Source organism: Streptomyces sp. RLB3-17 (assembly GCF_007113425.2).
GTDB lineage: Bacteria > Actinomycetota > Actinomycetes > Streptomycetales > Streptomycetaceae > Streptomyces > Streptomyces mirabilis_D.
The window spans coordinates 2713962-2737294 of record NZ_CP041610.2 but is presented as its reverse complement, the minus strand read 5'-3'; the positions used below and the strand labels follow the sequence as shown (position 1 = coordinate 2737294).

19 protein-coding genes and 1 tRNA gene are annotated in these 23333 nt (G+C 70.8%); 15 read left to right on the top strand and 5 right to left on the bottom strand.

Going from position 1 to position 23333, the window contains the following annotated elements:
• The first annotated feature begins 56 nt into the window (after positions 1 to 56).
• On the top strand, positions 57 to 2789 hold the full coding sequence (locus tag FNV62_RS12785) for a Tat pathway signal sequence domain protein (protein ID WP_144315231.1): 2733 nt from the start codon (positions 57 to 59) through the stop codon (positions 2787 to 2789).
• A gap of 135 nt (positions 2790 to 2924) precedes the next feature.
• Here the strand turns inward: FNV62_RS12785 and FNV62_RS12780 are convergent, their stop codons facing one another.
• The gene (locus FNV62_RS12780; protein ID WP_144315230.1) at positions 2925 to 5315 is read right to left on the bottom strand and encodes an SCO7613 C-terminal domain-containing membrane protein; all 2391 of its coding nucleotides are present in this window, start codon (positions 5313 to 5315) and stop codon (positions 2925 to 2927) included.
• Positions 5316 to 5404: 89 nt separating this feature from the next.
• On the opposite strand from FNV62_RS12780, the gene FNV62_RS12775 reads away from it, so the two are divergent.
• The gene (locus tag FNV62_RS12775) at positions 5405 to 5851 is read left to right on the top strand and encodes an SRPBCC family protein (protein WP_054233987.1); all 447 of its coding nucleotides are present in this window, start codon (positions 5405 to 5407) and stop codon (positions 5849 to 5851) included.
• Positions 5852 to 5913: 62 nt separating this feature from the next.
• Positions 5914 to 5985 (top strand) — tRNA-Val (locus tag FNV62_RS12770).
• A gap of 56 nt (positions 5986 to 6041) precedes the next feature.
• Here FNV62_RS12770 and FNV62_RS12765 read toward each other — a convergent pair.
• Entirely contained in the window at positions 6042 to 6767 is a 726-nt protein-coding gene (locus tag FNV62_RS12765; RefSeq protein ID WP_060902366.1) for a 3'-5' exonuclease, read from the bottom strand.
• Positions 6768 to 6937: 170 nt separating this feature from the next.
• Here FNV62_RS12765 and FNV62_RS12760 point away from each other — a divergent pair, with 170 nt between their 5' ends.
• The 3 genes from FNV62_RS12760 to thrS all read left to right on the top strand — a co-directional run bounded on the left by FNV62_RS12760 (position 6938) and on the right by thrS (position 10830).
• Positions 6938 to 7504, top strand: coding sequence for a DUF4365 domain-containing protein (locus FNV62_RS12760; RefSeq protein ID WP_054233932.1), 567 nt, complete (start codon positions 6938 to 6940; stop codon positions 7502 to 7504).
• Positions 7501 to 8727: a hypothetical protein gene (locus FNV62_RS12755; RefSeq protein ID WP_143607613.1), complete on the top strand. Its 1227-nt coding sequence runs from the start codon at positions 7501 to 7503 to the stop codon at positions 8725 to 8727. The genes FNV62_RS12760 and FNV62_RS12755 overlap by 4 nt, the downstream gene beginning before the upstream one ends.
• 126 nt (positions 8728 to 8853) lie before the next feature.
• Positions 8854 to 10830, top strand: coding sequence for a threonine--tRNA ligase (gene thrS / locus FNV62_RS12750; RefSeq protein ID WP_097283914.1), 1977 nt, complete (start codon positions 8854 to 8856; stop codon positions 10828 to 10830).
• Positions 10831 to 10893: 63 nt separating this feature from the next.
• Here thrS and FNV62_RS12745 read toward each other — a convergent pair whose 3' ends face one another.
• Complete coding sequence (locus tag FNV62_RS12745) at positions 10894 to 11571, bottom strand: potassium channel family protein (protein WP_097283913.1); 678 nt, start codon at positions 11569 to 11571, stop codon at positions 10894 to 10896.
• Positions 11572 to 11638: 67 nt separating this feature from the next.
• On the opposite strand from FNV62_RS12745, the gene FNV62_RS12740 reads away from it, so the two are divergent.
• Positions 11639 to 12199, top strand: a complete 561-nt coding sequence (locus FNV62_RS12740) for an HIT family protein (RefSeq protein ID WP_095855764.1) — start codon at positions 11639 to 11641, stop codon at positions 12197 to 12199.
• Between the two features lie 128 nt (positions 12200 to 12327).
• Here the strand turns inward: FNV62_RS12740 and FNV62_RS12735 are convergent, their stop codons facing one another.
• Together FNV62_RS12735 and FNV62_RS12730 are read right to left on the bottom strand one after the other, a co-directional pair.
• Positions 12328 to 14001: a hypothetical protein gene (locus FNV62_RS12735; RefSeq protein ID WP_054233937.1), complete on the bottom strand. Its 1674-nt coding sequence runs from the start codon at positions 13999 to 14001 to the stop codon at positions 12328 to 12330.
• 157 nt (positions 14002 to 14158) lie between these two features.
• A complete protein-coding gene (locus FNV62_RS12730) occupies positions 14159 to 16354 on the bottom strand; it encodes an elongation factor G-like protein EF-G2 (RefSeq protein ID WP_097283912.1) in 2196 nt (731 codons plus the stop codon).
• Between the two features lie 218 nt (positions 16355 to 16572).
• Here FNV62_RS12730 and pgsA point away from each other — a divergent pair, with 218 nt between their 5' ends.
• From pgsA to FNV62_RS12690, 8 genes are all read left to right on the top strand, one after another.
• Entirely contained in the window at positions 16573 to 17295 is a 723-nt protein-coding gene (gene pgsA, locus FNV62_RS12725; RefSeq protein ID WP_075027572.1) for a phosphatidylinositol phosphate synthase, read from the top strand.
• Positions 17292 to 18281, top strand: a complete 990-nt coding sequence (locus FNV62_RS12720) for a phosphatidylinositol mannoside acyltransferase (RefSeq protein WP_225900249.1) — start codon at positions 17292 to 17294, stop codon at positions 18279 to 18281. The genes pgsA and FNV62_RS12720 overlap by 4 nt, the downstream gene beginning before the upstream one ends.
• Positions 18278 to 19438, top strand: a complete 1161-nt coding sequence (locus tag FNV62_RS12715; protein WP_054233940.1) for a glycosyltransferase family 4 protein — start codon at positions 18278 to 18280, stop codon at positions 19436 to 19438. The genes FNV62_RS12720 and FNV62_RS12715 overlap by 4 nt, the downstream gene beginning before the upstream one ends.
• Before the next feature lie 66 nt (positions 19439 to 19504).
• Positions 19505 to 19630, top strand: a complete 126-nt coding sequence (locus FNV62_RS57550; RefSeq protein WP_313905005.1) for an SUMF1/EgtB/PvdO family nonheme iron enzyme — start codon at positions 19505 to 19507, stop codon at positions 19628 to 19630.
• Positions 19631 to 19873: 243 nt separating this feature from the next.
• Positions 19874 to 20419, top strand: coding sequence for a hypothetical protein (locus tag FNV62_RS12705; protein WP_054233941.1), 546 nt, complete (start codon positions 19874 to 19876; stop codon positions 20417 to 20419).
• 395 nt (positions 20420 to 20814) lie between these two features.
• A complete protein-coding gene (pdxS, locus tag FNV62_RS12700; RefSeq protein ID WP_054233942.1) occupies positions 20815 to 21738 on the top strand; it encodes a pyridoxal 5'-phosphate synthase lyase subunit PdxS in 924 nt (307 codons plus the stop codon).
• 39 nt (positions 21739 to 21777) lie between these two features.
• Complete coding sequence (gene pdxT / locus FNV62_RS12695) at positions 21778 to 22386, top strand: pyridoxal 5'-phosphate synthase glutaminase subunit PdxT (RefSeq protein WP_054233943.1); 609 nt, start codon at positions 21778 to 21780, stop codon at positions 22384 to 22386.
• Between the two features lie 74 nt (positions 22387 to 22460).
• A complete protein-coding gene (locus FNV62_RS12690; protein WP_054233944.1) occupies positions 22461 to 23213 on the top strand; it encodes a YebC/PmpR family DNA-binding transcriptional regulator in 753 nt (250 codons plus the stop codon).
• Positions 23214 to 23333 lie beyond the last annotated feature (120 nt).

Sequence of the window (23333 nt, the reverse complement as noted above, 5' to 3'; positions counted from 1 at the left end):
GGCGTCGTACCTCGCTCTGTCATGCCCCTGACTTCCCCGCACGGAAAGGAAAGGCCATGTCCCCCATCCCCCGCAGGTCCCTGCTGAAGGCGGCCGCAGTCGCCGGAGCCGCCGCACAGTTCAGCTGGGCCCTGGGAAGCACGAACGCGCAGGCCGCCGCCAGATCCGAGGCCGCCGACACCGACCCCGTGACCCTGGACTGGCTGGAGGACGGCGCCCTTGGTGCCGCCCCCGGCTCCACCGTCGGCGTGCCCTGGCCGAAGGGCGCGTACCAGCAGGACCAGACCTTCGCGCTCACCGACGCCTCAGGCAAGGACGTGCCGGTGCAGTCCTGGCCGATCGCGTACTGGCCGGACGGCTCCCTCAAGTGGACGGCGCACGCGGTCAGTTCCGGCTCCGGAAAGCTCACGCTCGCCGCCGGCGCGCCCGCCGCCCCCGACACGTCGGTGACCGTCGACAAGAGCGGCGGCACCATCGACATCTCGACGGGCGTCATCACCGCGAAGATCGGCAAGAGCGGCTCCACCCTGGTCAAATCGGTGAAGCGCGGCTCCACCGAGATCGCCAAGGACGGCCGGCTGGTGCTGATCCGCCAGCCCGAGATCGAGGACGACGACCAGGGCGCGGAGAAGTACGAGCGGTTCGAGAGCGTCATCGCCGAGGTCACGGTCGAGCAGGAGGGCCCGGTCCGTGCCGTCGTCCGCATCGACGGCAAGCACCGCAAGGGCAGCCGCAGCTGGCTGCCGTTCTCGATCCGGCTGTACTTCTACGCGGGTGCCGACTCCTTCCGGATGGTGCACACCATCACCTTCGACGGGAAGCAGGAGCCGGGGAAGACGAGCGGCGACTTCATCCGCGGCCTCGGCGTCCGCTTCAACGTGCCGATGCGCGACGCGGCGTACGACCGGCACATCCGCATCGGCGGCGACGGCTCCGGTCTGCTGCGGGAGGCCGTGCAGGGCATCACCGGGCTGCGCCGCGACCCGGGCGCGGCCGTGCAGGCGGCCCAGTTCGCGGGCGAGAAGCTGCCCGACCCCTCCACCTGGGACCAGCGGGTGACGACCCGCCTCCAGTACATCCCCCAGTGGGGCGACTACACCCTCTCCCAGCTCTCCGCCGACGGCTTCACCCTGCGCAAGCGCACCAAGAAGGGGCACGGCTGGATCGGCGCGGGCGGTGGACACCGGGCGAGCGGGTTCGGCTACGTCGGCGGGGCGAGCGGCGGTCTCTCCTTCGGCCTCAGGAACTTCTGGGAGAAGTACCCGGCACAGCTCGACATCCGCGACGCGGCGACCGACGAGGCCGAGGTCACCCTCTGGCTCTGGTCGCCCGAGGCGCAGCCCATGGACCTGCGCTTCTACCACGACGGCATGGGCCAGGACACCTACGCCGAGCAGCTCGAAGGCCTCAACATCACCTACGAGGACTACGAACCCGAGTTCGGCACCCCCTACGGCATCGCCCGCACCTCCGAACTCCTCTTCTGGGCCAACGAGTCGACGCCCACGCCCGAGACGCTCGCCGAACAGGTCGCGGCCGTACGGGTGTTGCCGCAGCTCGCCGCCCCGCCCAAGCAGCTCATCAAGGCCAAGGTCTTCGGCGGCCTCTTCTCCGAACCGGACCGCTCCACCGCCGCCAAGGCGAAGATCGAGGACCATCTCGACTTCCTCTTCACCTATTACAAGGACCAGGTGGAGATGCGCCGTTGGTACGGCTTCTGGGACTACGGCGACTTCATGCACTCGTACGACACCGTGCGCCACCAGTGGCGCTACGACGTCGGCGGCTACGCCTGGGACAACTCCGAGCTGTCGCCCGACATCTGGCTCTGGATGGCCTATCTCCGCTCGGGCCGCTCGGACATCTTCCGCTTCGCCGAGGCGCTCACCCGGCACACCGGCGAGGTCGACGTCTACCACCTCGGCCAGTGGGCGGGCCTCGGCACCCGGCACGGCGTGCAGCACTACGCCGACAGCGCCAAACAGCAGCGCATCGCCAACACCACGTACCGCCGCTATTACTACTACCTCACCGCCGACGAGCGGGTCGGCGACCTCATGCACGCCAACGTCGACTCCGACGAGACCTTCCTCGTCCTCGACCCGATCCGCAAGATCCGCACCGAGCCGTACACCCCCGACCGGCACGCCCTGTCCATCGGCTTCGGCACCGACTGGAGCGGTCTGGTCTCGGCCTGGCTCACGGAGTGGGAGCGCAAGGGCCCGAAGTGGGAGAAGGCCAAGGCGCGCGTGCTGTCCACGATGGAGACGATCGCCGCCCAGCCCAACGGCTTCGTCCAGGGCAGCGGGCTGTACGACCTCGACACCGGCAGGTTCGCCGTCGCCTCCGCGCCGGTCGTCTCGGTCTCGCATCTCTCCGCCGTCTTCGGCCTCAACGAACTGTGCGCCGAGCTGATCGACCTGGTCGACATGCCGAAGTTCAAGGAGGTCTACCTCGACTACTGCCGCTACTTCAACGCCACCAAGACCGAACAGGCGGCGCGCTACGGCTCCAACTTCGGCTCCCTGCTGCTGTTCCAGGGCCACTCGCGCCTCGACGCGTACGCCGCCGTCCAGGCCGGCGACGCGACGCTCGCCAAGCGCGCGTGGACGAAGTTCTACAGCTCCGACGGCTACATGGAGTCCTCGCCCTGGAAGACCGAGCCGCTGAGCGGCCCGGTCACGCTGGTTCCCGGCAGCGAGGCCAACTGGGTCAGTTCGAACGACAGCGCCCTGTACGGCCTCGCCGCCATCGAGAACCTGGCACTGCTCGGCGACAAGATGCCGTAGGGCCATCGGCGCTGGGCGAATCCGTTGAACCGGGAGTTCTGCCGCGCCCCTTCAGGGGCGCGGGGCTGTGACATATGCGGCTCCGCCGCGTGGGCGCGACCGGCCACGACGCGGCCGCGGTTTCGGACCGTCCCTTCAGCGCATCCGTCCGAGGACCTCCCGCACGCGTCGCGCGTCCCGGATCCGCTGCTCGTACGTCGCACCGAGTGCGAGCAGCACCAGACCGGCGAGTGCGGGAGGCACCCAACGCGGCAGCGCGCCCGCCATCTGCACGAGGTACGGGGCGAGTTCGTGCAGGGCGTCCAGCGCGAGCACGCCACCCCCGAGGACGAGCGGGGCCCGCAGCCGGTGCCGGGCACCCACGAGGGTGACCGCGAGGGCCGCGACACCGAGCAGCAGGGGGCGCGGCCAGTCCGGGTCGATCCACGCCGTCAGGAGACTCGGCACAAGCGTGACGGACAGCCCCGCTCCGTACGCCGTCCAGGACGAGGTCAGCGGATCCTTTCGGCGCCCGAACGCCCCCACCAGCAGCGCCGGCACGGTCACCGGCAGTGTGTACGCCTCGACGGAGCCGACGCCCCAGCACGCCAGCCGGACCCAGGCGGCCAGCACGAACAGGGCGGTGGCCGCGTAACCGGCGGGCCGCCGGTCCTCCCGTACGGCGGTGCCCGCGGCGATCACCGCGCACAGGGCCAGCACCAGGGCCAGCAACGGCGGGTCGGGCACCGCGAGGCCGACGGCGAGCAGCCCGGCGACGGCGCCCGTCACCTCGACGGGCACACGCGCGGGGGAGCCCGCGAGGCGTGCCGCGAGCAGAGCCGCGACGACCGGTACGAGGAGGACCAGCAGCGCGATGTACGGCGACTGCCAGCCGAGGGACGCGCCCACGGCACAGGCCAGCGCCGTGGCGTACGCGAGGGCGGCGACCGGGGCGAGGCGCGAGCGCCCGGACACGGCGGCGAACAGCACGGTCAGCGCGGCGAGGACGCCGAGGGTCGTGCCCTCGGCGGCGAGGGAGAGGCACGCGAGGCTCACCGAGCTCACAAGGGCCGGGAGGAAGAGGACCGGGCGCGGCTCCGCCGAGCGGGCGACGCACGCCAGCGCCGCCACGATCGTGAGTCCTTGCGCCGACATCCCGGCCCAGTAGGGGATGTCGAGGGCCGCGGGAAGGACGAGCGCGGCAGCCCAGACGAGGGCCGACGCGCCGATCGTCGCCCTGGGGCGCCACTTCGTACCGCGGACGGCCACGGCGAGGACGGTGGCGACGACCACGAGGACGAGCGGGGCCGTGGCCGCGTACGGAGGCCAGGGGACGCCGACGGTCGTGACCGCCTCACGCGCGGTCGAGGGGGCCCCGGTCCAGACCCGTCCCACCCGGGCCACCGGGCCCAGCAGAGCGACGGCGACCGGCGGCAGCGCCCACACCACCGCGACCGCCTGCACGGAGGCGGCCGCCAGGGCGAGGCCACGCCTCATCGGCTCGGGGAGCCGGGTGCGTACGGCCGCCAACACGGCCACGGCGCAGACCAGATACCCCGGAACCGTCCACTCGCCCGGCAGCGACGAGCGCGGGACGCCACCGAGCGCGGCGACCGTGAGCAGGCCGCCGGCCGAGGCGACCCAGGTGGCGACGTTCGTGTCCGGCAGCCGCCACGCCGCCGCCAGAGCGACCGCCGCCGCGAAGAGGAGGAGCGCCGCCGCACGGGCGACGGCGCTCGGACCGGTGGCCGTCCAGGACAGCCAGCCGGCCGCGAAGGAGCCCCAGCCGCCCAGGCCGTACGCGCCCAGGGCGGCGACGAGACATACGGACCGCACGGGCACCCGGAGCGCGACGGCCGTGTCGAGCGCGGCCGTGACCAGCAGCGCCCCCGTCATGACGGGGGCGCCCGCGTCGGCCGCGGCCGCCCAGAGGATCAGCGGGAGCTGCGCGGCGGCCAGCGCCGTCGGCAGGGGCAGGCGCAACGTGAGCCGCGCGGGGGCGGCCGCTTCACCGGTCGGCCGGCGCGTCCCGCCGAGTGCGCGTCCGTACGCCGTCCACAGGGCCGCCAACAGGGCCGACGCGATGGCCGCGTAGCCCAGGCCGTTCGTGTCGGGGAGTGCGACCTCGTGCAGCACGTACACGTCCAGGACCGTCAGCGCGAGTCCCAGCCCCGCCACGGCCTCCGCCGTCGAGCGCAGCCTGTGCCGGAGCAGGAGCACGGGTGAGCCGAGTGCGGCCAGCGTCACCGCGCCCAGTACCAGCGCCCGCCCGGCGATCCCCATCCGGCCCCAGCTGACCAGCGTGAACGCGATCGCGGCGATGGTCAGGAGGGCGCCGCCGAGAACGAGCAGCACGTTCTGGACGCGGGGTGCCGTGGTCTCGGGCCGGCGTACGGGCGGGGGTGGAGGCGGCGGAGCCACGGGCGGCCGGAGCGCGGTGATCAGCCAGGCGCGGCGCGCCAGCAACAGGGCCCGGCGCGCGTCGAGTTGCCGCAGCTCGGTGTCCAGGAGCCGCAACTCCTCGGCCGGGGGCGGAAGGTGGGTCATATTCCGGGAGTGTGGTCTCGGTCACCTTCTCCGGCATGAGTGCGCGTACTCATGCCGTACTCAGATGCCCGGTCGGGCACACTCCGTCCATGGACTGGAGCCATTACCGCTTCCGCAGTGTGTGGGCCCTGCCCGCGCCGCCCTCCGAGGTCTACCCCGTTCTCGAACAGGCCGAGGACTACCCGCGCTGGTGGCCCCAGGTCCGTGAGGTGACTCGGATCGACGAGCGCAGCGGCACCATGCGCATCCGCTCGTTCCTGCCGTACGACCTGGTGTTCACGGCACGCGAGCTGCGCCGCGACCCGGCGGCCGGGGTCCTGGAGATCGCGATGGCGGGCGACCTCGACGGCTGGGCGCGCTGGACGCTCACCACCGCCGGGTCCGGCACCCGCGCCCAGTACGACCAGGAGGTCGACGTGAGCAAGCCGTTGCTGCGGCGGCTCGCGGTGCCGGGACGGCCGGTGTTCCGCGCCAACCACGCCCTGATGATGCGCGCGGGACAGCGCGGACTGGCGGCCCGACTCACGGGTGACTGACGGCTCACCGCGAAGCGGTTTGAACCACACCCGCAGGGACCTGTATTGTTCAGTGCGTTCCCGGGCGATTAGCTCAGTGGGAGAGCGCTTCGTTCACACCGAAGAGGTCACTGGTTCGAACCCAGTATCGCCCACCCGGAGAAGACCGGTCCGTCACAGACGGACCGGTTTTTCGTTGTCCCGCGCGGGCTCAGGCCGCCGCCGGCAGTTCCGGGCGCAGCGGCCACGCCGGATCCACCGCCTCCGGTGAACCACTGCGCGCGAACCACGCCTGAAGGCCGCGCGCCTGTGCCGCGTGCCACACCGACTGCAGGGTGTGCAGTTCGGCGGGGGAGAGCCGCTCCAGCCTGGTGGCGAAACGACGCCCCACCGCTCGTACGACCTCCATCGCGGCCAGTGCGTCCGCCGCCGCGTCGTGCGCGCCCTCCAGTACCACGTCGTAGTGCGCGCACAGGTCGGTCAGGGTGCGGCGGCCCTTGCGATAGCGGTCCAGATGCTTGTCCAGTACCCGCGGATCGAGCACACGCAGCGGCGCCGGCTCGAACCACCGGTCGAGATTGGTGGCGCGATGGCGGCGCAACTCCCTGTCCAGGAGCGTCAGATCGAACGGCGCGTTCATCACGACGAGCGGGCGGCCCGCCGCGGCCTGTTCGCCCAGCACCCTGGCTATCTCGTCCATCACCGGCGACGGCCAGCGGCCGTTGCGCTGAAGGTGTTCGTCTGTCAGCCCGTGCACCGCCGTCGCACCCGCGGGCACCGGCACTCCCGGGTTCACCAGCCAGCGGGTCACCCGGGGCCGGGAACCCGCGGCGTCCTGGACGACGACGGCGGCCGACACGATCCGGTCGGTCTCGACGTCCACGCCCGTGGTCTCCGTGTCGAACGCGGCCAAGGGGCCTTCGTACCAGCACGTCATACGTACACAACTCCTCGTTCACCCACGGCAGCTGACGCACCGTCTTCTGCCCGTTTGGTGATACCCGGGCTGTTTGCGCCGTACGCCGGAAGGAGACAACACAGGTACGGGTCTTTGCAGTTCAGCGGCCCGTCGCGGGGAATCACTTGGCTTGGAAGGCTGTTGGACTCATGGCACTCGCGCAGCCCGAGCGGGGCGGGCTGCTGCCCCAGCGGACGGCACCCCATCGCGGCACACTCGCCACCACCGCCTGCATGGAGACCTTGCAGGTGGGCTACTTGCACGCCGTCGCGGCCGCGGCGGGCTGTTCGCTGTCCCAGCCCTTTCCCGACAACGGCATCGACTGGCACGTCAGCCACAGCGCCCCCGGGCACACGGTCGACGACGAAGTCACCATCAAGGTGCAGCTCAAGTGCACGTACCAGATCCCGCCGAACCCGCCCGGGCCCGCCTTCTCCTTCACGCTCGACAACGAGCACCTGGCGAAGCTCGCCCGCACCCCGGTCTCGGTGCACAAGATCCTGGTCGTGATGCTCGTGCCCAGGTCCCAGGACGACTGGCTGCGCGCCAGCCACGACCGCCTCGACCTGCGGCACTGCTGCTACTGGATCAACCTCGCCGGCCACGCGATCACCGGCCGGCGCCGGACCACCGTGCGTATACCGACCTCGCGCATCTTCGACGACAGGGCGCTCTGCGAGATCATGACGAGGGTCGGGACGGGAGGGAAACCTTGACACACCGCCCCATCGACTCCATCGGCGAACCGCTCCGGCCGGTCAGGCCGCACCCCGTCGAGACCCACTGGACCGAGCCGCCCGAGCCGGGCCAGGTCGACCCCGCCGTCCTCAGCGCGCTGCTGCACCGCCACGGCTGGCAGCGCCGCGGCGGAGCGGCCGGACGGTACGGCCGATGGACCCCACCCGGGCCCGGTGGCGGCGGCACGAGCCTGCTCGTGCCGGAGAACCGGGCCTTCCCCGACAGCGACGACCTCCTCGGCGAGGCGCTCGTCGCGCTCTCCCGCAGCGGCGCGCCGTCCGCACGCGACGTGCTGGTCGCCCTCGCCGTGCCCAGCGACGAGATCCGCTGGTGGCGCGACGTGCCGACCGGGCCCGTGGGCGCCACGTCCTGGAGCGTGGAGGAGCGGCTGCGCTCGGCCGCCCGCTCGATGCTGCTCGCGGCGGCGCTCGCCACACGTGCGCGTGCGGGCTATTACGGCGCCCGCCACCGCAGGCCCGCCGCCGCTTCCCTGGAGAACGTCCTGGTCGGCGCCGACCCCGGCGGGCGCCGGCTCACCGCCTTCGTGCCCGTCGACACCGGCCGGCCGCTGTCCGTACGCCTGCACCAGGCGCTGTACGCCGCCCGCGAGGCCATCGACTACCAGCGGGCCACCGGCGGCATGGACGCCTTCGACGCGGCCGTCGAGGCGGGCGTCAGCCATGAACTCACCGAGGCCGTCGTCGCCCTCGTGCGCGGCACGGAAGGCGCCCGGATCGCCGTCGAGTGGGCGCCCGCCGCCGGGGTCCCCGAGGGCTGTGCGGCGCCCGACGAGGCCGTCGAGTTCTCGCCCGGTGACCTGCCCGTCCTGCGCGAGGCCGGGGCCCGCTATCTGCGCGCCGAGCCGTCCGTACCGGTGCGTCTCACCGGTGCCGTGGTGCGGATGCGCAGGTCCCAGCCGCGCGGCGAGGGCACCGTACGGCTGCGGGTGATCGCGGGAGCGGAGGTCCAGCACGTCCGCATGACGCTCGACGAGGAGGCGTACCGGATAGCGGGCCACGCCCATCTGGTGGGGCTGCCGGTGCGGGTGCTGGGGCGGCTGGAGAGCCGCGGCGGCTTCCGCAGGCTCACCGACGCCTCCGGGGTCGTACCGGTGCAGGTGGACGAGGCCGAGCGGGACCGGCTGATGAAGTCGCTCCAGGAGAACCTGGACTTCTTCGAGGAGGCGTGCAGCGGGGACTGAGGGCTTTGTGGAGCTTTGCCGCCAACCGTTTCGCGGAGGGTGCCCCGGGCTCGGTAGGATCGCCGGGCAGGCATTGCACTGCCATGCCCACTGGGTGAGCTTGCCCCCTTCAGTCAGGAGAGACCGGTGTCAGACGTCCGTGTGATCATCCAACGCGATTCCGAGCGGGAAGAACGCGTGGTGACGACGGGCACTACGGCCGCCGACCTCTTCACCGGCGAGCGCACCATCGTCGCGGCCCGCGTGGCCGGCGAGCTGAAGGACCTCGCGTACGAGGTGCGGGACGGCGAGGAGGTCGAGCCCGTCGAGATCTCCTCCCAGGACGGCCTCAACATCCTGCGCCACTCCACCGCGCACGTCATGGCACAGGCCGTGCAGGAGCTCTTCCCCGAGGCCAAGCTGGGCATCGGCCCGCCGGTCAAGGACGGCTTCTACTACGACTTCGACGTCGAGAAGCCGTTCACGCCCGAGGATCTCAAGGCCATCGAGAAGAAGATGCAGGAGATCCAGAAGCGTGGCCAGCGCTTCTCCCGTCGTGTGGTCACCGACGAGGACGCCCGCGAGGAACTCGCCGCGGAGCCGTACAAGCTGGAGCTCATCGGCATCAAGGGCTCCGCGTCCTCGGACGACGGCGCGGACGTCGAGGTCGGCGGCGGCGAGCTGACGATCTACGACAACCTCGACGCCAAGACCGGCGAGCTGTGCTGGAAGGACCTCTGCCGCGGTCCCCACCTGCCCACCACCCGCAACATCCCGGCGTTCAAGCTCATGCGCAACGCCGCCGCGTACTGGCGCGGCAGCGAGAAGAACCCGATGCTCCAGCGCATCTACGGCACCGCCTGGCCCTCCAAGGAGGAGCTGAAGGCGCACCTCGACTTCCTCGTGGAGGCCGAGAAGCGCGACCACCGCAAGCTGGGCAACGAGCTGGACCTCTTCTCCATCCCGGACCAGATCGGCTCGGGCCTCGCCGTCTTCCACCCCAAGGGCGGCATCATCCGCCGGGTCATGGAGGACTACTCGCGGCGCCGCCACGAGGAAGAGGGCTACGAGTTCGTCTACACCCCGCACGCGACGAAGGGGAAGCTCTTCGAGACCTCGGGCCACCTGGACTGGTACGCCGACGGCATGTACCCGCCCATGCAGCTCGACGAGGGCGTGGACTACTACCTCAAGCCCATGAACTGCCCGATGCACAACCTGATCTTCGACGCGCGCGGCCGCTCGTACCGTGAACTGCCGCTGCGCCTCTTCGAGTTCGGGACCGTGTACCGGTACGAGAAGTCGGGCGTCGTGCACGGCCTGACCCGCGCCCGTGGCTTCACACAGGACGACGCGCACATCTACTGCACCAAGGAGCAGATGGCGGAGGAGCTCGACAAGACGCTCACCTTCGTCCTGAACCTGCTGCGCGACTACGGCCTGACCGACTTCTACCTGGAGCTCTCCACCAAGGACCCGGAGAAGTCCGTCGGCTCCGACGAGGTCTGGGAGGAGGCCACCGAGACGCTGCGGCAGGTGGCCGAGAAGCAGGGCCTCCCGCTCGTCCCGGACCCGGGTGGCGCCGCCTTCTACGGTCCGAAGATCTCCGTCCAGACCAAGGACGCGATCGGCCGGACCTGGCAGATGTCGACCGTGCAGCTGGACTTCAACCTGCCGGAACGCTTCGACCTGGAGTACACCGGCCCCGACGGCTCCAAGCAGCGTCCGGTGATGATCCACCGCGCGCTGTTCGGTTCCATCGAGCGCTTCTTCGCGGTGCTCCTCGAGCACTACGCGGGCGCGTTCCCGGCCTGGCTGGCGCCCGTGCAGGCGGTCGGCATCCCGATCGGCGACGCGCACGTGGAGTACCTGCAGAAGTTCGCCACCGAGGCGAAGAAGAAGGGTCTGCGGGTCGAGGTCGACGGCTCCTCCGACCGTATGCAGAAGAAGATCCGCAACGCCCAGAAGCAGAAGGTGCCCTTCATGGTCATCGCGGGCGACGAGGACATGGCGGCCGGCGCCGTCTCCTTCCGCTACCGCGACGGCTCGCAGGAGAACGGCATCCCGGTCGACGAGGCGATCGCCAAGATCATGAAGGTCGTCGAGGAGCGCGCACAGGTCTGACGCGCAGGTCCGACGCGTACGGTGCCGCATTGACGCGCACGTGAGGGAAGGCCCCCGGAGAGCTCAGCTCCCCGGGGGCCTTTTCTCACCCCTGTTCCCGTCGCTCTCGTCCTCGCGCGCGAACACCTGGAGCAGCCAGGACGAGAACGAGCCGGTCACCGCGCCGAGCAGCGCCAGACCGCACACCATCAGCACCGACGCGATCGTGCGCCCCATCGGGGTCACCGGCACCACGTCCCCGTACCCCACCGTCGTGAGGGTGGTGCAGGTCCACCACACCGAGTCCCCGAACGTCCGGATCGAGGCTCCCGGCGCCCCGCGCTCCTGCTGGTAGACGGCGAGGGAGCCCGCGAAGCCGAGCAGCGCGGACGACAACCCCGCGTAGAAGACCACGCGCGCGTGCAGGGAGAGACGGGGCTCTCCACGATGACGCTGTACGGCCTCGTAGACCTTGACGATGCGCAGCGGACGCAGCAGCGGCAGCAGGAGCGCCACGGTGTCCACCGGGTGCGCGCGGACGAAGCCGAGGCGCTGTCCGCTCAGGCTCCAGCGCACCGCGTAGTCGACGCCGAACAGCGCCCAGGCGGCCAGCATCGCCGCCACACAGGCCTGCCGCCAGACGGCGGGCAGCGTGTGCCCGAGGACCAGGACGGCGTACGCGGCGAGAAACAACGCCGAGGCCAGGCTGAGCGGGACCTCGGTGCGCCGTTCCCACCGGGCCTGTCGGCTGTCGTCGTCCATCGGCCCAGCTTGGCCCGGCGAGCATTCGCGGGAGCCCCGCCGACACGCCGCGAACGGGCGAAGCAATATGCTGCACCACATGACGAGTGAGCCGGAGCAGCAGATCGGAGTGGGGACGCAGGACGCGTTCCAGCGCTTGTGGACGCCCCACCGGATGGCTTACATCCAGGGCGAGAACAAGCCCACCGGCCCGGGGGCCGACGACGGCTGTCCGTTCTGCTCGATCCCCGCCAAGTCCGACGAGGACGGGCTCATCGTGAGGCGCGGTGAGCAGGTGTACGCGGTGCTCAACCTGTACCCGTACAACGGCGGCCACCTCATGGTCGTGCCCTACCGCCATGTCGCGGACTACACCGATCTGACCGACCCGGAGACCGCCGAGCTCGGCGAGCTGACCAAGCAGGCGATGACCGCGCTGCGCACCGCCTCGGGCGCGCACGGTTTCAACATCGGCATGAACCAGGGCACGGTGGCGGGCGCGGGCATCGCCGCCCATCTCCACCAGCACATCGTCCCCCGCTGGGGTGGCGACACCAACTTCATGCCGGTCGTCGGCCACACCAAGGTGCTCCCGCAGCTCCTGGCCGACACCCGCAAGATGCTGGCAGAGGCCTGGCCGACGCATTAGCTCGAACGGGGCGCCTGCCAACAGGCGCCCCTTCGGCGCGCCCCTTCAGGGGCGCGGGGAACTGCGCGATCGGCCCCCGACGACCGTCACTGTGCGCACCGGCCCATCCCGCCTCTCCGCCGGGGGCTTCACGCGTCGTAGAGGTCGGCCTTCCGGGGCGACGGGTCCTGCACCGCCGTGCTGAGGAACGCCGACCGGTTGCCGAACTTCTCCGTGTCGACCCCGTTCTCGTCCAGCACCTTGATCGCCGCCGCGTGCACGACACGCAGCACCGGCGTGGCCGCCCGCAGCGCGTCGTCGGCCATGAAGCGGTGCCGCCAGGGCTGGTCGGCCCACGCGTGCCGTAGGCCGAACGGCTCGGGCAGCGTCAGCTTGCCGCCGAGCCAGTTGAGTAGCGGCGGGTACCCGGTGAGCGGGGCGCGCGCGGTGAGACGTACGACCTCGTCCGTGGTGACCAGCGGCAGCTTCACCTTGCGGGTCTCCCAGAACTTGACCGCCTTGGCGACTTCCTTCGTCGGGGCCTCGGGCTTGCTGGTGAACAGGGAGTTCACGGGACCCAGGGCGTGCCCGGTGATCTCGATGCGCAGCGTCTCGTGCAGCACGGTCACGGTGATCAGCATGGTGATGATCAACTGGCCGTCCCACAGTGTCCACTGCACGCCGAGGTAGTGCCGCTGGCCGCTGCCGAACTGCTGCTTGTTGCAGATGTCCTGTATGGCGTGGCTCTTGATCGTGTACGCCTCGACGTCCGTGCCGCCCGGCCGGGACACCTCCTTGGCGTTCTCACCGATCGGCGAGACGATCCAGTGCTTGATCGAAGGGGTCGGGAAACCACCGGTGTTGAGCGGGCCGCGCTCCAACATGCGGAGCTTGTCGTGGATGTTGCGGACGACGTCCCAGCTGCGGAAGGGGTGGATCTCCTTGTCCGGGTCCTTGGGGACGAGGTCCTCGGCGAGCTGCCAGCTGCCCCAGCGGGTGCCCATGCCGAGTATGCCCTTGGGCCCGGCGTAGAACACCGAGTTGGACTGCTGCTCGGCGCTGAGGGCGGCCAGGGCCTGGCGCAGCCGCTCGGCCGCCGTCTCGCCCGGACTGCCGGGCACCGCCTCCGGGATCTTGGCACCGAGGCCACCTCCGGACAGCAGGCTGTCCCAGCGCGCGCGCAGGTCCTTGGCGGTCCGTTCGCAGATCTGCTTGGCCCAGAGCCAGCCGATCACCGGGAGGACCACCGACGCACGCGCGTACCAGGCCCAGAAGCCGGTGAAGGGCATGCGGACGAGGAAGACCACGGCGAGGGCGCCGAAGGCGACCAGGAGCGTGGTGCCGAGGGCGCCGGCGCGCTTGTTCGTCTGCTTGGCGATCATGGACCGGAGCTGGAAGACCAGCAGCCACACCAGCAGCCCGGGCAGGAACAGCACACCACACAGCACCATGACGGCCGACAGCCAGTTGTCCCGCTCCCGGCGGATGCGGTTCGCCGCGAGGCAGTGCTCGACGACGACCTGCGGCTCGGTGCCGAAGGACTGGATGAGGGGCTTGCGGCCGGCGCCCAGCATGCGGTCCACCACCGCCCGCCCGAAGGCCTCGCCGAGGTTGGGCCTGAAGATCGTGGCCCACTTGCGGCCCGAGCTGACGGTGGACTCGTGCCACTGGTTGTTCGCCTTGAGGATCTCGCCGACATCGCTGTCCCGGTACGCCGCCGAGGCCAGGGCGAAGGTCGCCGCCGTCTGTCCAGCCGAACCCGAGAGCGGCACCTGCGCCCCGGGAGTGAAATCGAAACCGTCGAACGCCACTTCCGCCCCCATCGCCGCCGCACCCGCTCCTGCGACTTTCCCGACTTCCCTGCCCCGCACACCTGTTGATCAGGTCATCGTCTTGATCAGTTCCCAGAGTATCGGCCGCGACCGACATTCGTCGGCGGACGGCCGAAGCCGCCCGCCGAGGGTGAGAGGAACCGAACCGTCAGGCGTTCTCGGCCTGTTCGCGCATCCTTTCGGCGATCTGCGACGGCATCGGCTCGTGCCGTGCGTAGGTGCGGTTGAAGCGTGCGGTGCCGTGCGAGAGGGAGCGCAGATCCACGGCGTACCGTCCGATCTCGATCTCCGGGACCTCGGCCCGTACGAGCGTGCGTCCGCCGCCCGCCTGCTCGGTGCCGACCACCCGGCCGCGCCGCCCCGACAGGTCGCTCATCACGGCGCCCACGTACTCGTCGCCGACCAGGACCGTCACCTCGGCCACCGGCTCCAGCAGATGGATCCTGGTGTCGGCGGCCGCCTCACGCAGGGCGAGCGCGCCCGCGGTCTGGAACGCCGCGTCGGAGGAGTCGACGGAGTGCGCCTTGCCGTCGAGCAGGGTGATCCGTACGTCGATGAGGGGATAGCCCGCGACCACGCCCTTGGCGGCCTGGGCCCGCACCCCCTTCTCGACGGAGGGGATGAACTGCCGGGGCACGGCCCCGCCGACGACCTTGTCCACGAACTCGATTCCCGAGCCGTTCGGGAGGGGTTCGACCTCGATCTCGCAGATCGCGTACTGCCCGTGCCCGCCGGACTGCTTCACATGGCGGCCGCGCCCCGCGGCCCTGTCCGCGAACGTCTCCCGCAGGGAGACCTTGTGCGGGACCACGTCGACCTGGACGCCGTACCGGTTGCGCAGCCGCTCCAGGGCGACGTCGGCGTGGGCCTCGCCCAGGCACCACAGAACGACCTGGTGGGTGTTCTGGTTCTGTTCCAGGCGCATGGTGGGGTCCTCGGCGACCAGCCGGCCCAGGCCCTGCGAGAGCTTGTCCTCGTCGGCCTTGCTGTGTGCCTGGATGGCGAGCGGCAGCAGCGGGTCCGGCATCTGCCAGGGCTCCATCAGCAGCGGGTCGTCCTTGGCCGAGAGCGTGTCACCGGTCTCGGCCCGGTTGAGCTTCGCCACGCAGGCCAGGTCGCCCGCGATGCAGTGCGTCAGGGAGCGCTGCTGTTTGCCGAACGGCGCGGACAGGGCGCCGACGCGCTCGTCGACGTCGTGGTCCTCGTGCCCGCGGTCGCCGAGCCCGTGCCCGGAGACGTGCACCGTCTCGTCGGGGCGCAGGGTGCCCGAGAAGACGCGGACGAGGGAGACCCGGCCCACGTAGGGGTCGCTGGCCGTCTTCACGACCTCCGCGACCAGCGGCCCGTTCGGATCGCAGGCCGTGACCTCGCGTTCCTGCCCTTCCGGTGTCGTCACGGTGGGCGCCGGGCGCTCCAGCGGGGTCGGGAAGCCCCCTGTGACGAGTTCCAGGAGCTCGACGGTGCCGAGACCCTGGCGGGCGCCCTCGGCGGCGGGCGCGGCCGCCAGGACCGGGAAGAAGGCCCCGCGCGCCACGGCCCGCTCCAGGTCCTGCACGAGCGTCTTGACGTCGATCTGCTCGCCGCCCAGGTAGCGGTCCATGAGGGTCTCGTCCTCGCTCTCGGCGATGATCCCCTCGATCAGCCGGTTGCGCGCCTCCTCGATCAGCGGCAGCTGCTCCGGTCCCGGCTCGGCCTCCTTGCGCTCCCCGGAGGAGTAGTCGAACAGCCGCTGCGTGAGGAGCCCGATCAGCCCGGTGACAGGGGCATGCCCGTCGGGCCCCTCCGCGCCGTGCAGCGGCAGGTACAGCGGCAGTACGGCGTCGGGGTCGTCCGCGCCGAAGGCCTCGGCGCAGATCCGCGTCATGTCGTCGAAGTCGGCGCGCGCCGATTCGAGGTGGGTGATCACGATGGCGCGCGGCATGCCGACCGCCGCGCACTCCTCCCACACCATCCGGGTCGAGCCGTCCACCCCGTCCGAGGCCGAGACGACGAAAAGGGCCGCGTCCGCGGCGCGCAGACCGGCCCTGAGTTCCCCGACGAAGTCGGCGTATCCGGGGGTGTCGATGATGTTGATCTTGTATCCGTCCCAGTCGACGGGTACCAGGGACAGCTGCACCGAGCGCTGCTGCCGGTGCTCGATCTCGTCGTAGTCGGAGACGGCGGTGCCGTCCTCCACCCTGCCCGCCCGATTCACTGCTCCCGCCGTCAGCGCGAGAGCTTCCACCAATGTCGTCTTGCCGGATCCGCTGTGGCCGACCAGCACCACATTCCGTACGGACGCGGGGTGGTCGGCCGCTGTAGCCCTGCCGGCGGCTCCGGGGTGTGCGTTCGCCTTGTCGCCCATGGTCTTGCCTCCCGTGCACGGTGAGGTCTCTTTGGGCGCGGGCATGGCCGGATCCGCGTGCGGTGCGGCTCCGATGACGCCCGCGGTGTCTTCGAGCTTTGCACTCGCGTCACGGTGCGTCCATACGGGGGACGCGATCCCGCCGTGACATCGACGCCATCCCACCGTGACACGGGGTGCGGGTGCCCGGCCGTCGCACCGGCGCGCGCGTGGCTACGATGGGCCAGCCGGTGGCCAGCAGGGGCCGCGCGGCGACACCGACCCTCGGGAAGGCCATGCTGAACAAGTACGCGCGTGCATTCTTCACGCGTGTCCTCACACCGTTCGCCGCGTTTCTCATCCGTCGGGGGGTAAGCCCCGACACGGTCACCCTCCTGGGAACGGCCGGAGTCATGGCGGGCGCGCTGGTCTTCTACCCCCGGGGGGAGTTCTTCTGGGGCACGATCGTCATCACGCTCTTCGTCTTCTCCGACCTGGTCGACGGAAACATGGCGCGCCAGCTCGGCCGCTCCAGCCGCTGGGGCGCCTTCCTGGACTCCACGCTCGACCGGGTCGCCGACGGCGCGATCTTCGGCGGTTTCGCGCTCTGGTACGCGGGCAGCGGCGACAACAACGCCCTGTGCGCCGTCTCGATCTTCTGCCTGGCCAGCGGCCAGGTGGTCTCGTACACCAAGGCCCGTGGCGAGTCGATCGGCCTGCCCGTCGCCGTGAACGGCCTGGTCGAGCGCGCCGAGCGCCTGGTGATCTCCCTGGTCGCGGCGGGCCTCGCGGGGCTGCACAAGTTCGGGGTGCCCGGCATCCAGTGGCTGCTGCCCGTCGCGCTGTGGATCGTCGCCGTCGGCAGCCTGGTCACGCTGATCCAGCGCGTCGTCACGGTGCGCCGGGAGTCCGCGGAGGCGGACGCCGCGGCCGCGGCGCAGAACAGCGGGGCCACGTCGTGACCAGTCTCCAGGAGAGGCTGGTGGACGGGGCGTACGCGCTCGGCTGGAGCACCGTCAAGAAGCTTCCGGAGCCGGTCGCGGTGCGCCTGGGCCGCACCATCGCGGACATCGCCTGGAAGCGGCGCGGCAAGGGCGTACAACGGCTGGAGAGCAACTACGCGCGCGTGCTGCCCGACGCGACCCCGGAGCGGCTCGCCGAGCTCTCCCGGGCGGGCATGCGCTCGTACCTGCGCTACTGGATGGAGTCCTTCCGCCTTCCCGCCTGGAGCAAGGAGCGCGTGCGGACGGGCTTCGACTGCAAGGACGTGCACCATCTGACGGACGGGCTCGCCTCCGACAAGGGCGTCATCCTGGCCCTGCCCCACATGGGCAACTGGGACCTCGCCGGCGCCTGGGTCACCACCAAGCTGGAGACCCCGTTCACGACCGTCGCCGAGCGCCTCAAGCCGGAGTCGCTGTACGACCGCTTCGTCGCCTATCGCGAGGGCCTGGGCATGGAGGTCCTGCCGCACAGCGGCGGCACCGCGTTCGGCACGCTGGCCCGGCGGCTGCGGGACGGCGGTCTGATCTGCCTGGTCGCCGAGCGTGATCTGTCGGCCTCGGGCGTCGAGGTGGAGTTCTTCGGCGAGACGACCCGGATGCCCGCGGGCCCGGCGCTGCTCGCCCAGCAGACCGGAGCCGTCCTGCTGCCGGTCACGCTCTGGTACGACGACTCACCCGTGATGCAGGGCCGTGTGCATCCCCCCGTCGAGGTCCCCGAGACAGGCACCCGGGCCGAGAAGACGTCTGTCATGACACAGGCGCTGGCCGACGCCTTCGCCACGGGTATCGCCGAACATCCGGAGGACTGGCACATGCTGCAGCGCTTGTGGCTCAAGGACCTCGATCCCGGGAAGAATCCCGACAACAGGGATTCCGACAGCGGAAATCCTGACACCAAGGATCCTGACAACGCCCAGCAGGATTCCGAGAAGAGGACTCCGTGAGGATCGGCATCGTCTGCCCCTACTCCTGGGACGTGCCGGGCGGCGTCCAGTTCCACATCCGTGACCTGGCCGAGCACCTCATCCGCCGCGGACACGAGGTCTCCGTGCTCGCCCCCGCGGACGACGAGACACCGCTGCCGCCGTACGTGGTCTCGGCGGGCCGCGCGGTCCCGGTGCCCTACAACGGCTCCGTGGCGCGCCTGAACTTCGGCTTCCTGTCGGCGGCCCGGGTGCGGCGCTGGCTGCACGACGGCACCTTCGACGTGATCCACATCCACGAGCCGGCCTCGCCCTCGCTCGGCCTGCTCGCGTGCTGGGCCGCGCAGGGCCCCATCGTCGCCACCTTCCACACCTCCAACCCGCGCTCCCGGGCCATGGTCGCCGCGTACTCGATCCTCCAGGCGGCCCTGGAGAAGATCAGCGCGCGGATCGCGGTGAGCGAGTACGCCCGCCGCACCCTCGTCGAGCACCTGGGCGGCGACGCGGTCGTCATCCCGAACGGCGTCGACGTCGACTTCTTCGCCCGCGCCAAGCCCAAACCCGAGTGGCAGGGCGGCACCCTCGGCTTCATCGGCCGCATCGACGAGCCCCGCAAGGGCCTGCCCGTCCTCATGAAGGCCCTGCCCAAGATCCTCGCCGAGCGTCCGGGGACCCGGCTCCTGGTCGCCGGACGCGGTGACGAGGAGGAGGCCGTCGAGTCCCTGCCCGCCGAGATGCGCTCGCGCGTCGAGTTCCTCGGCATGGTCAGCGACGAGGACAAGGCCCGGCTCCTGCGCAGCGTCGACGTGTACGTGGCGCCCAACACCGGCGGCGAGAGCTTCGGCATCATCCTCGTGGAGGCGATGTCGGCGGGCGCTCCGGTGCTGGCCTCCGACCTCGACGCGTTCGCGCAGGTCCTCGACCAGGGCGCGGCCGGTGAACTCTTCGCCAACGAGGACGCGGACGACCTGGCCGCCGCGGCCCTGCGCCTGCTCGGCGACCCCGAGCGCCGGGCCGAACTCCGCGCGCGGGGCAGCGCCCACGTACGGCGCTTCGACTGGTCGACCGTCGGCGCGGACATCCTGTCCGTCTACGAGACGGTGACGGACGGTGCGGCGGCGGTCGCCGCGGACGAACGGACGGGGCTGCGGGCGAGGTTCGGCCTGGCCCGGGACTGAGCGTGCGGGACACGTCGACGCCGGGCGGGGGAGAGGCGTGCTGCGCACCCGCGGGACCAGAAGCGCGTGAACACCTGGCAGCGCGACTTCCCCCGGGTCGGCACCCGCCCCGGCGACCGTACGGGAACCGTCCCGGTGGACTCCTACGAGCCCAACGGCTTCGGCCTGTACGACACTTCGGGCAACGTGTGAAAGTGGTGCGCGGACGCCTTCACCGAGCCCTACGGGACCTCGGCCGAGACCTCGGCGACGGATCCCGGCCGCCGGGGCCGGGTCATCCGCGGGGCTCGTACCCGTGCCACGCCTCGTACCGCAACCGCTACCGGGTGGCCGCCCGGTCGAAGAACACCCCCGACTCCTCCACCGGCCACGGCGGTTGTCGTTGCGCCTGGGACGTGGGAGAGGGGTGAGCACACCCGGGTAGCCTTGCCGCCCGTGACCGCAACCCTCATCTGGATCCTCGTCGGCCTTGTCGCGATCGGCCTCTACCTGAGCTGGACCGCGGGGCGTCTCGACCGGCTGCACGCCCGGATCGACGCCGCCCGTGCCGCGCTCGACGCGCAGTTGTTGCGCCGTGCCTCGGTCGCCCAGGAGTTGGCGACCTCCGGGGTGCTCGATCCCGCCGCCTCGATCGTGCTCTACGAGGCCGCGCATGCCGCGCGGCAGGCGGAGGAGGAGCAGCGCGAGGTGGCCGAGAGCGACCTCAGCCAGGCCCTGCGGGCCGTCTTCGGAGAGGTGCAGCAGGTGGAGGCGGTGCGGGAGGCGCCGGGTGGGGACGCGGCGGCGACCGAGCTGGCGCAGGCGGTGCGGCGGGTGCCGATGGCTCGGCGGTTCCACAACGACGCGGTACGTGCCGCCCGCGCTCTTCGTCGCCACCGCAAGGTGCGCTGGTTCCGCCTCGCCGGCCACGCGCCCTTCCCCATGGCCTTCGAAATGGACGACGAGCCTCCCACCGCGCTGGCGGACCGCCCCACGACCTGAGGACGGGGGTCCCTTTCGGCCGCGGGTGGACGCTGCTCAGGGGCTGCGGGCCGGTGGGGTCGGGCCGCGCAGTTCCCGGCACCCCTCGGGCGGGGCCGCGCCCCGAATCCCCGCCCGCCCGTTGTCTTTTCGCCGACGGCGGGTGGGGGCCGGTCGCGCAGTTCTCCGCGCCACTGAAGGGGCGCTGCGCGCATCTTTCAGCCTGTCCGGCGCTTGAGGACGAGGCCGTTCAGGCCGATGCGGGGGTTTGGGGGCGGAGCCCCCAGGGATGGGTCGGCTAGGGGCGGCGGGGGCGAAAAGGATCCACCGGCTCCCCATTGGCCCTTGCTGTGGACTGGTCCACTCACGTTTCCTCGGTGCTGCAGAAATCCTCTTTCACCGAGTGAGGTCAACCCGTGTCCAGCACGCTCTCCAACACCGCCCAGCCCGCCGAGAACACCGCAACCGGCACCGCCCGCGTCAAGCGCGGAATGGCCGAGCAGCTCAAGGGCGGCGTGATCATGGACGTGGTCAACGCCGAGCAGGCGAAGATCGCCGAGGACGCCGGCGCCGTGGCCGTCATGGCCCTGGAGCGGGTGCCCGCCGACATCCGCAAGGACGGCGGCGTGGCCCGTATGTCGGACCCGAACATGATCGAGGAGATCATCGACGCGGTCTCCATCCCCGTCATGGCCAAGTCCCGCATCGGCCACTTCGTCGAGGCCCAGGTCCTGCAGTCCCTCGGCGTCGACTACATCGACGAGTCCGAGGTCCTCACCCCGGCCGACGAGGTCAACCACTCCGACAAGTGGGCCTTCACGACCCCCTTCGTCTGCGGTGCGACCAACCTGGGCGAGGCCCTGCGCCGCATCGCCGAGGGCGCCGCCATGATCCGCTCCAAGGGCGAGGCGGGCACCGGCAACGTCGTCGAGGCCGTCCGTCACCTGCGCCAGATCAAGAACGAGATCGCCCGTCTGCGCGGCTTCGACAACAACGAGCTGTACGCCGCCGCCAAGGACCTGCGCGCCCCGTACGAGCTGGTCAAGGAGGTCGCCGAGCTCGGCAAGCTCCCGGTCGTGCTGTTCTCCGCCGGTGGTGTCGCGACCCCCGCCGACGCCGCTCTCATGCGTCAGCTCGGTGCCGAGGGCGTCTTCGTGGGCTCCGGCATCTTCAAGTCCGGCGACCCGGCCAAGCGCGCCGCCGCCATCGTGAAGGCGACCACCTTCTACGACGACCCGAAGATCATCGCGGACGCCTCCCGCAACCTGGGCGAGGCCATGGTCGGCATCAACTGCGACACCCTCCCCGAGACCGAGCGCTACGCCAACCGCGGCTGGTAAGAGACCGGACACACGAGACCGGACAAAGGCATCACGTACATGACTGACGTACCTGTCGTAGGCGTCCTGGCACTCCAGGGCGACGTACGGGAGCACCTCATCGCCCTGGCCGCGGCCGACGCCGTGGCCAGGCCGGTGCGGCGTCCCGAGGAGCTCGCCGAGGTGGACGGCCTGGTCATCCCCGGCGGCGAGTCCACCACCATCTCCAAGCTGGCCGTCCTCTTCGGACTGATGGAGCCCCTCCGCGCGCGTGTGCGCGCAGGCATGCCCGTCTACGGCACCTGCGCGGGCATGATCATGCTCGCCGACAAGATCCTCGACCCGCGCTCGGGCCAGGAGACGATCGGCGGCATCGACATGATCGTGCGCCGCAACGCCTTCGGACGTCAGAACGAGTCCTTCGAGGCGGCGGTCGACGTCCGGGGCGTCGAGGGCGATCCTGTAGAGGGCGTCTTCATCCGCGCCCCCTGGGTCGAGTCCGTGGGAGCCGCGGCCGAAGTGCTCGCTGAGCACGAGGGTCACATCGTCGCCGTACGTCAGGGCACCGCGCTCGCCACGTCGTTCCACCCGGAACTGACCGGCGACCACCGCGTGCACGGCCTGTTCGTCGACATGGTGCGCGCGAACCGGATACCGGAGTCCTTGTAGGATCTGGGGGTCCCCCAGATCCTCAAGGTCTGGGGGAGTTCGTACAGGATGGGTTACGCGAAGGAGACAGGCAGATGTCCGGCCACTCTAAATGGGCTACGACGAAGCACAAGAAGGCCGTGATCGACGCCAAGCGCGGCAAGCTCTTCGCGAAGATGATCAAGAACATCGAGGTCGCGGCCCGCACCGGTGGCGCCGACCCGGGCGGCAACCCGACGCTGTTCGACGCCATTCAGAAGGCCAAGAAGAGTTCTGTCCCGAACAAGAACATCGACTCCGCGGTCAAGCGCGGTGCCGGTCTCGAGGCCGGTGGCGCCGACTACGAGACGATCATGTACGAGGGTTACGGGCCGAACGGTGTCGCGGTGCTCATCGAGTGCCTCACCGACAACCGCAACCGCGCCGCCTCGGACGTCCGCGTCGCCATGACGCGCAACGGCGGCAACATGGCCGACCCGGGCTCCGTCTCGTACCTCTTCAACCGCAAGGGCGTCGTCATCGTCCCCAAGGGCGAGCTGACCGAGGACGACGTCCTGGGTGCCGTGCTCGACGCGGGTGCCGAAGAGGTCAACGACCTGGGCGAGTCCTTCGAGGTCATCTCCGAGGCCACCGACCTGGTCGCGGTCCGCACGGCCCTCCAGGACGCCGGCGTCGACTACGACTCCGCCGAGGCCAACTTCGTCCCGACCATGCAGGTCGAGCTCGACGAAGAGGGCGCCCGGAAGATCTTCAAGCTGATCGACGCCCTGGAGGACAGCGACGACGTGCAGAACGTCTTCGCCAACTTCGACGTGAGCGACGACGTGATGGCCAAGGTCGACGCCTGAGCCGCCAAGGATTCATTTCGGCGGGCCCGCGGGACACGTCCTGCCGGCCCGCCGTCGTTGTCAGTGGCAGCGGTTAGCCTGTCGAGGACGGATGATGATCGCAGTCCAGCGGACCGCGAC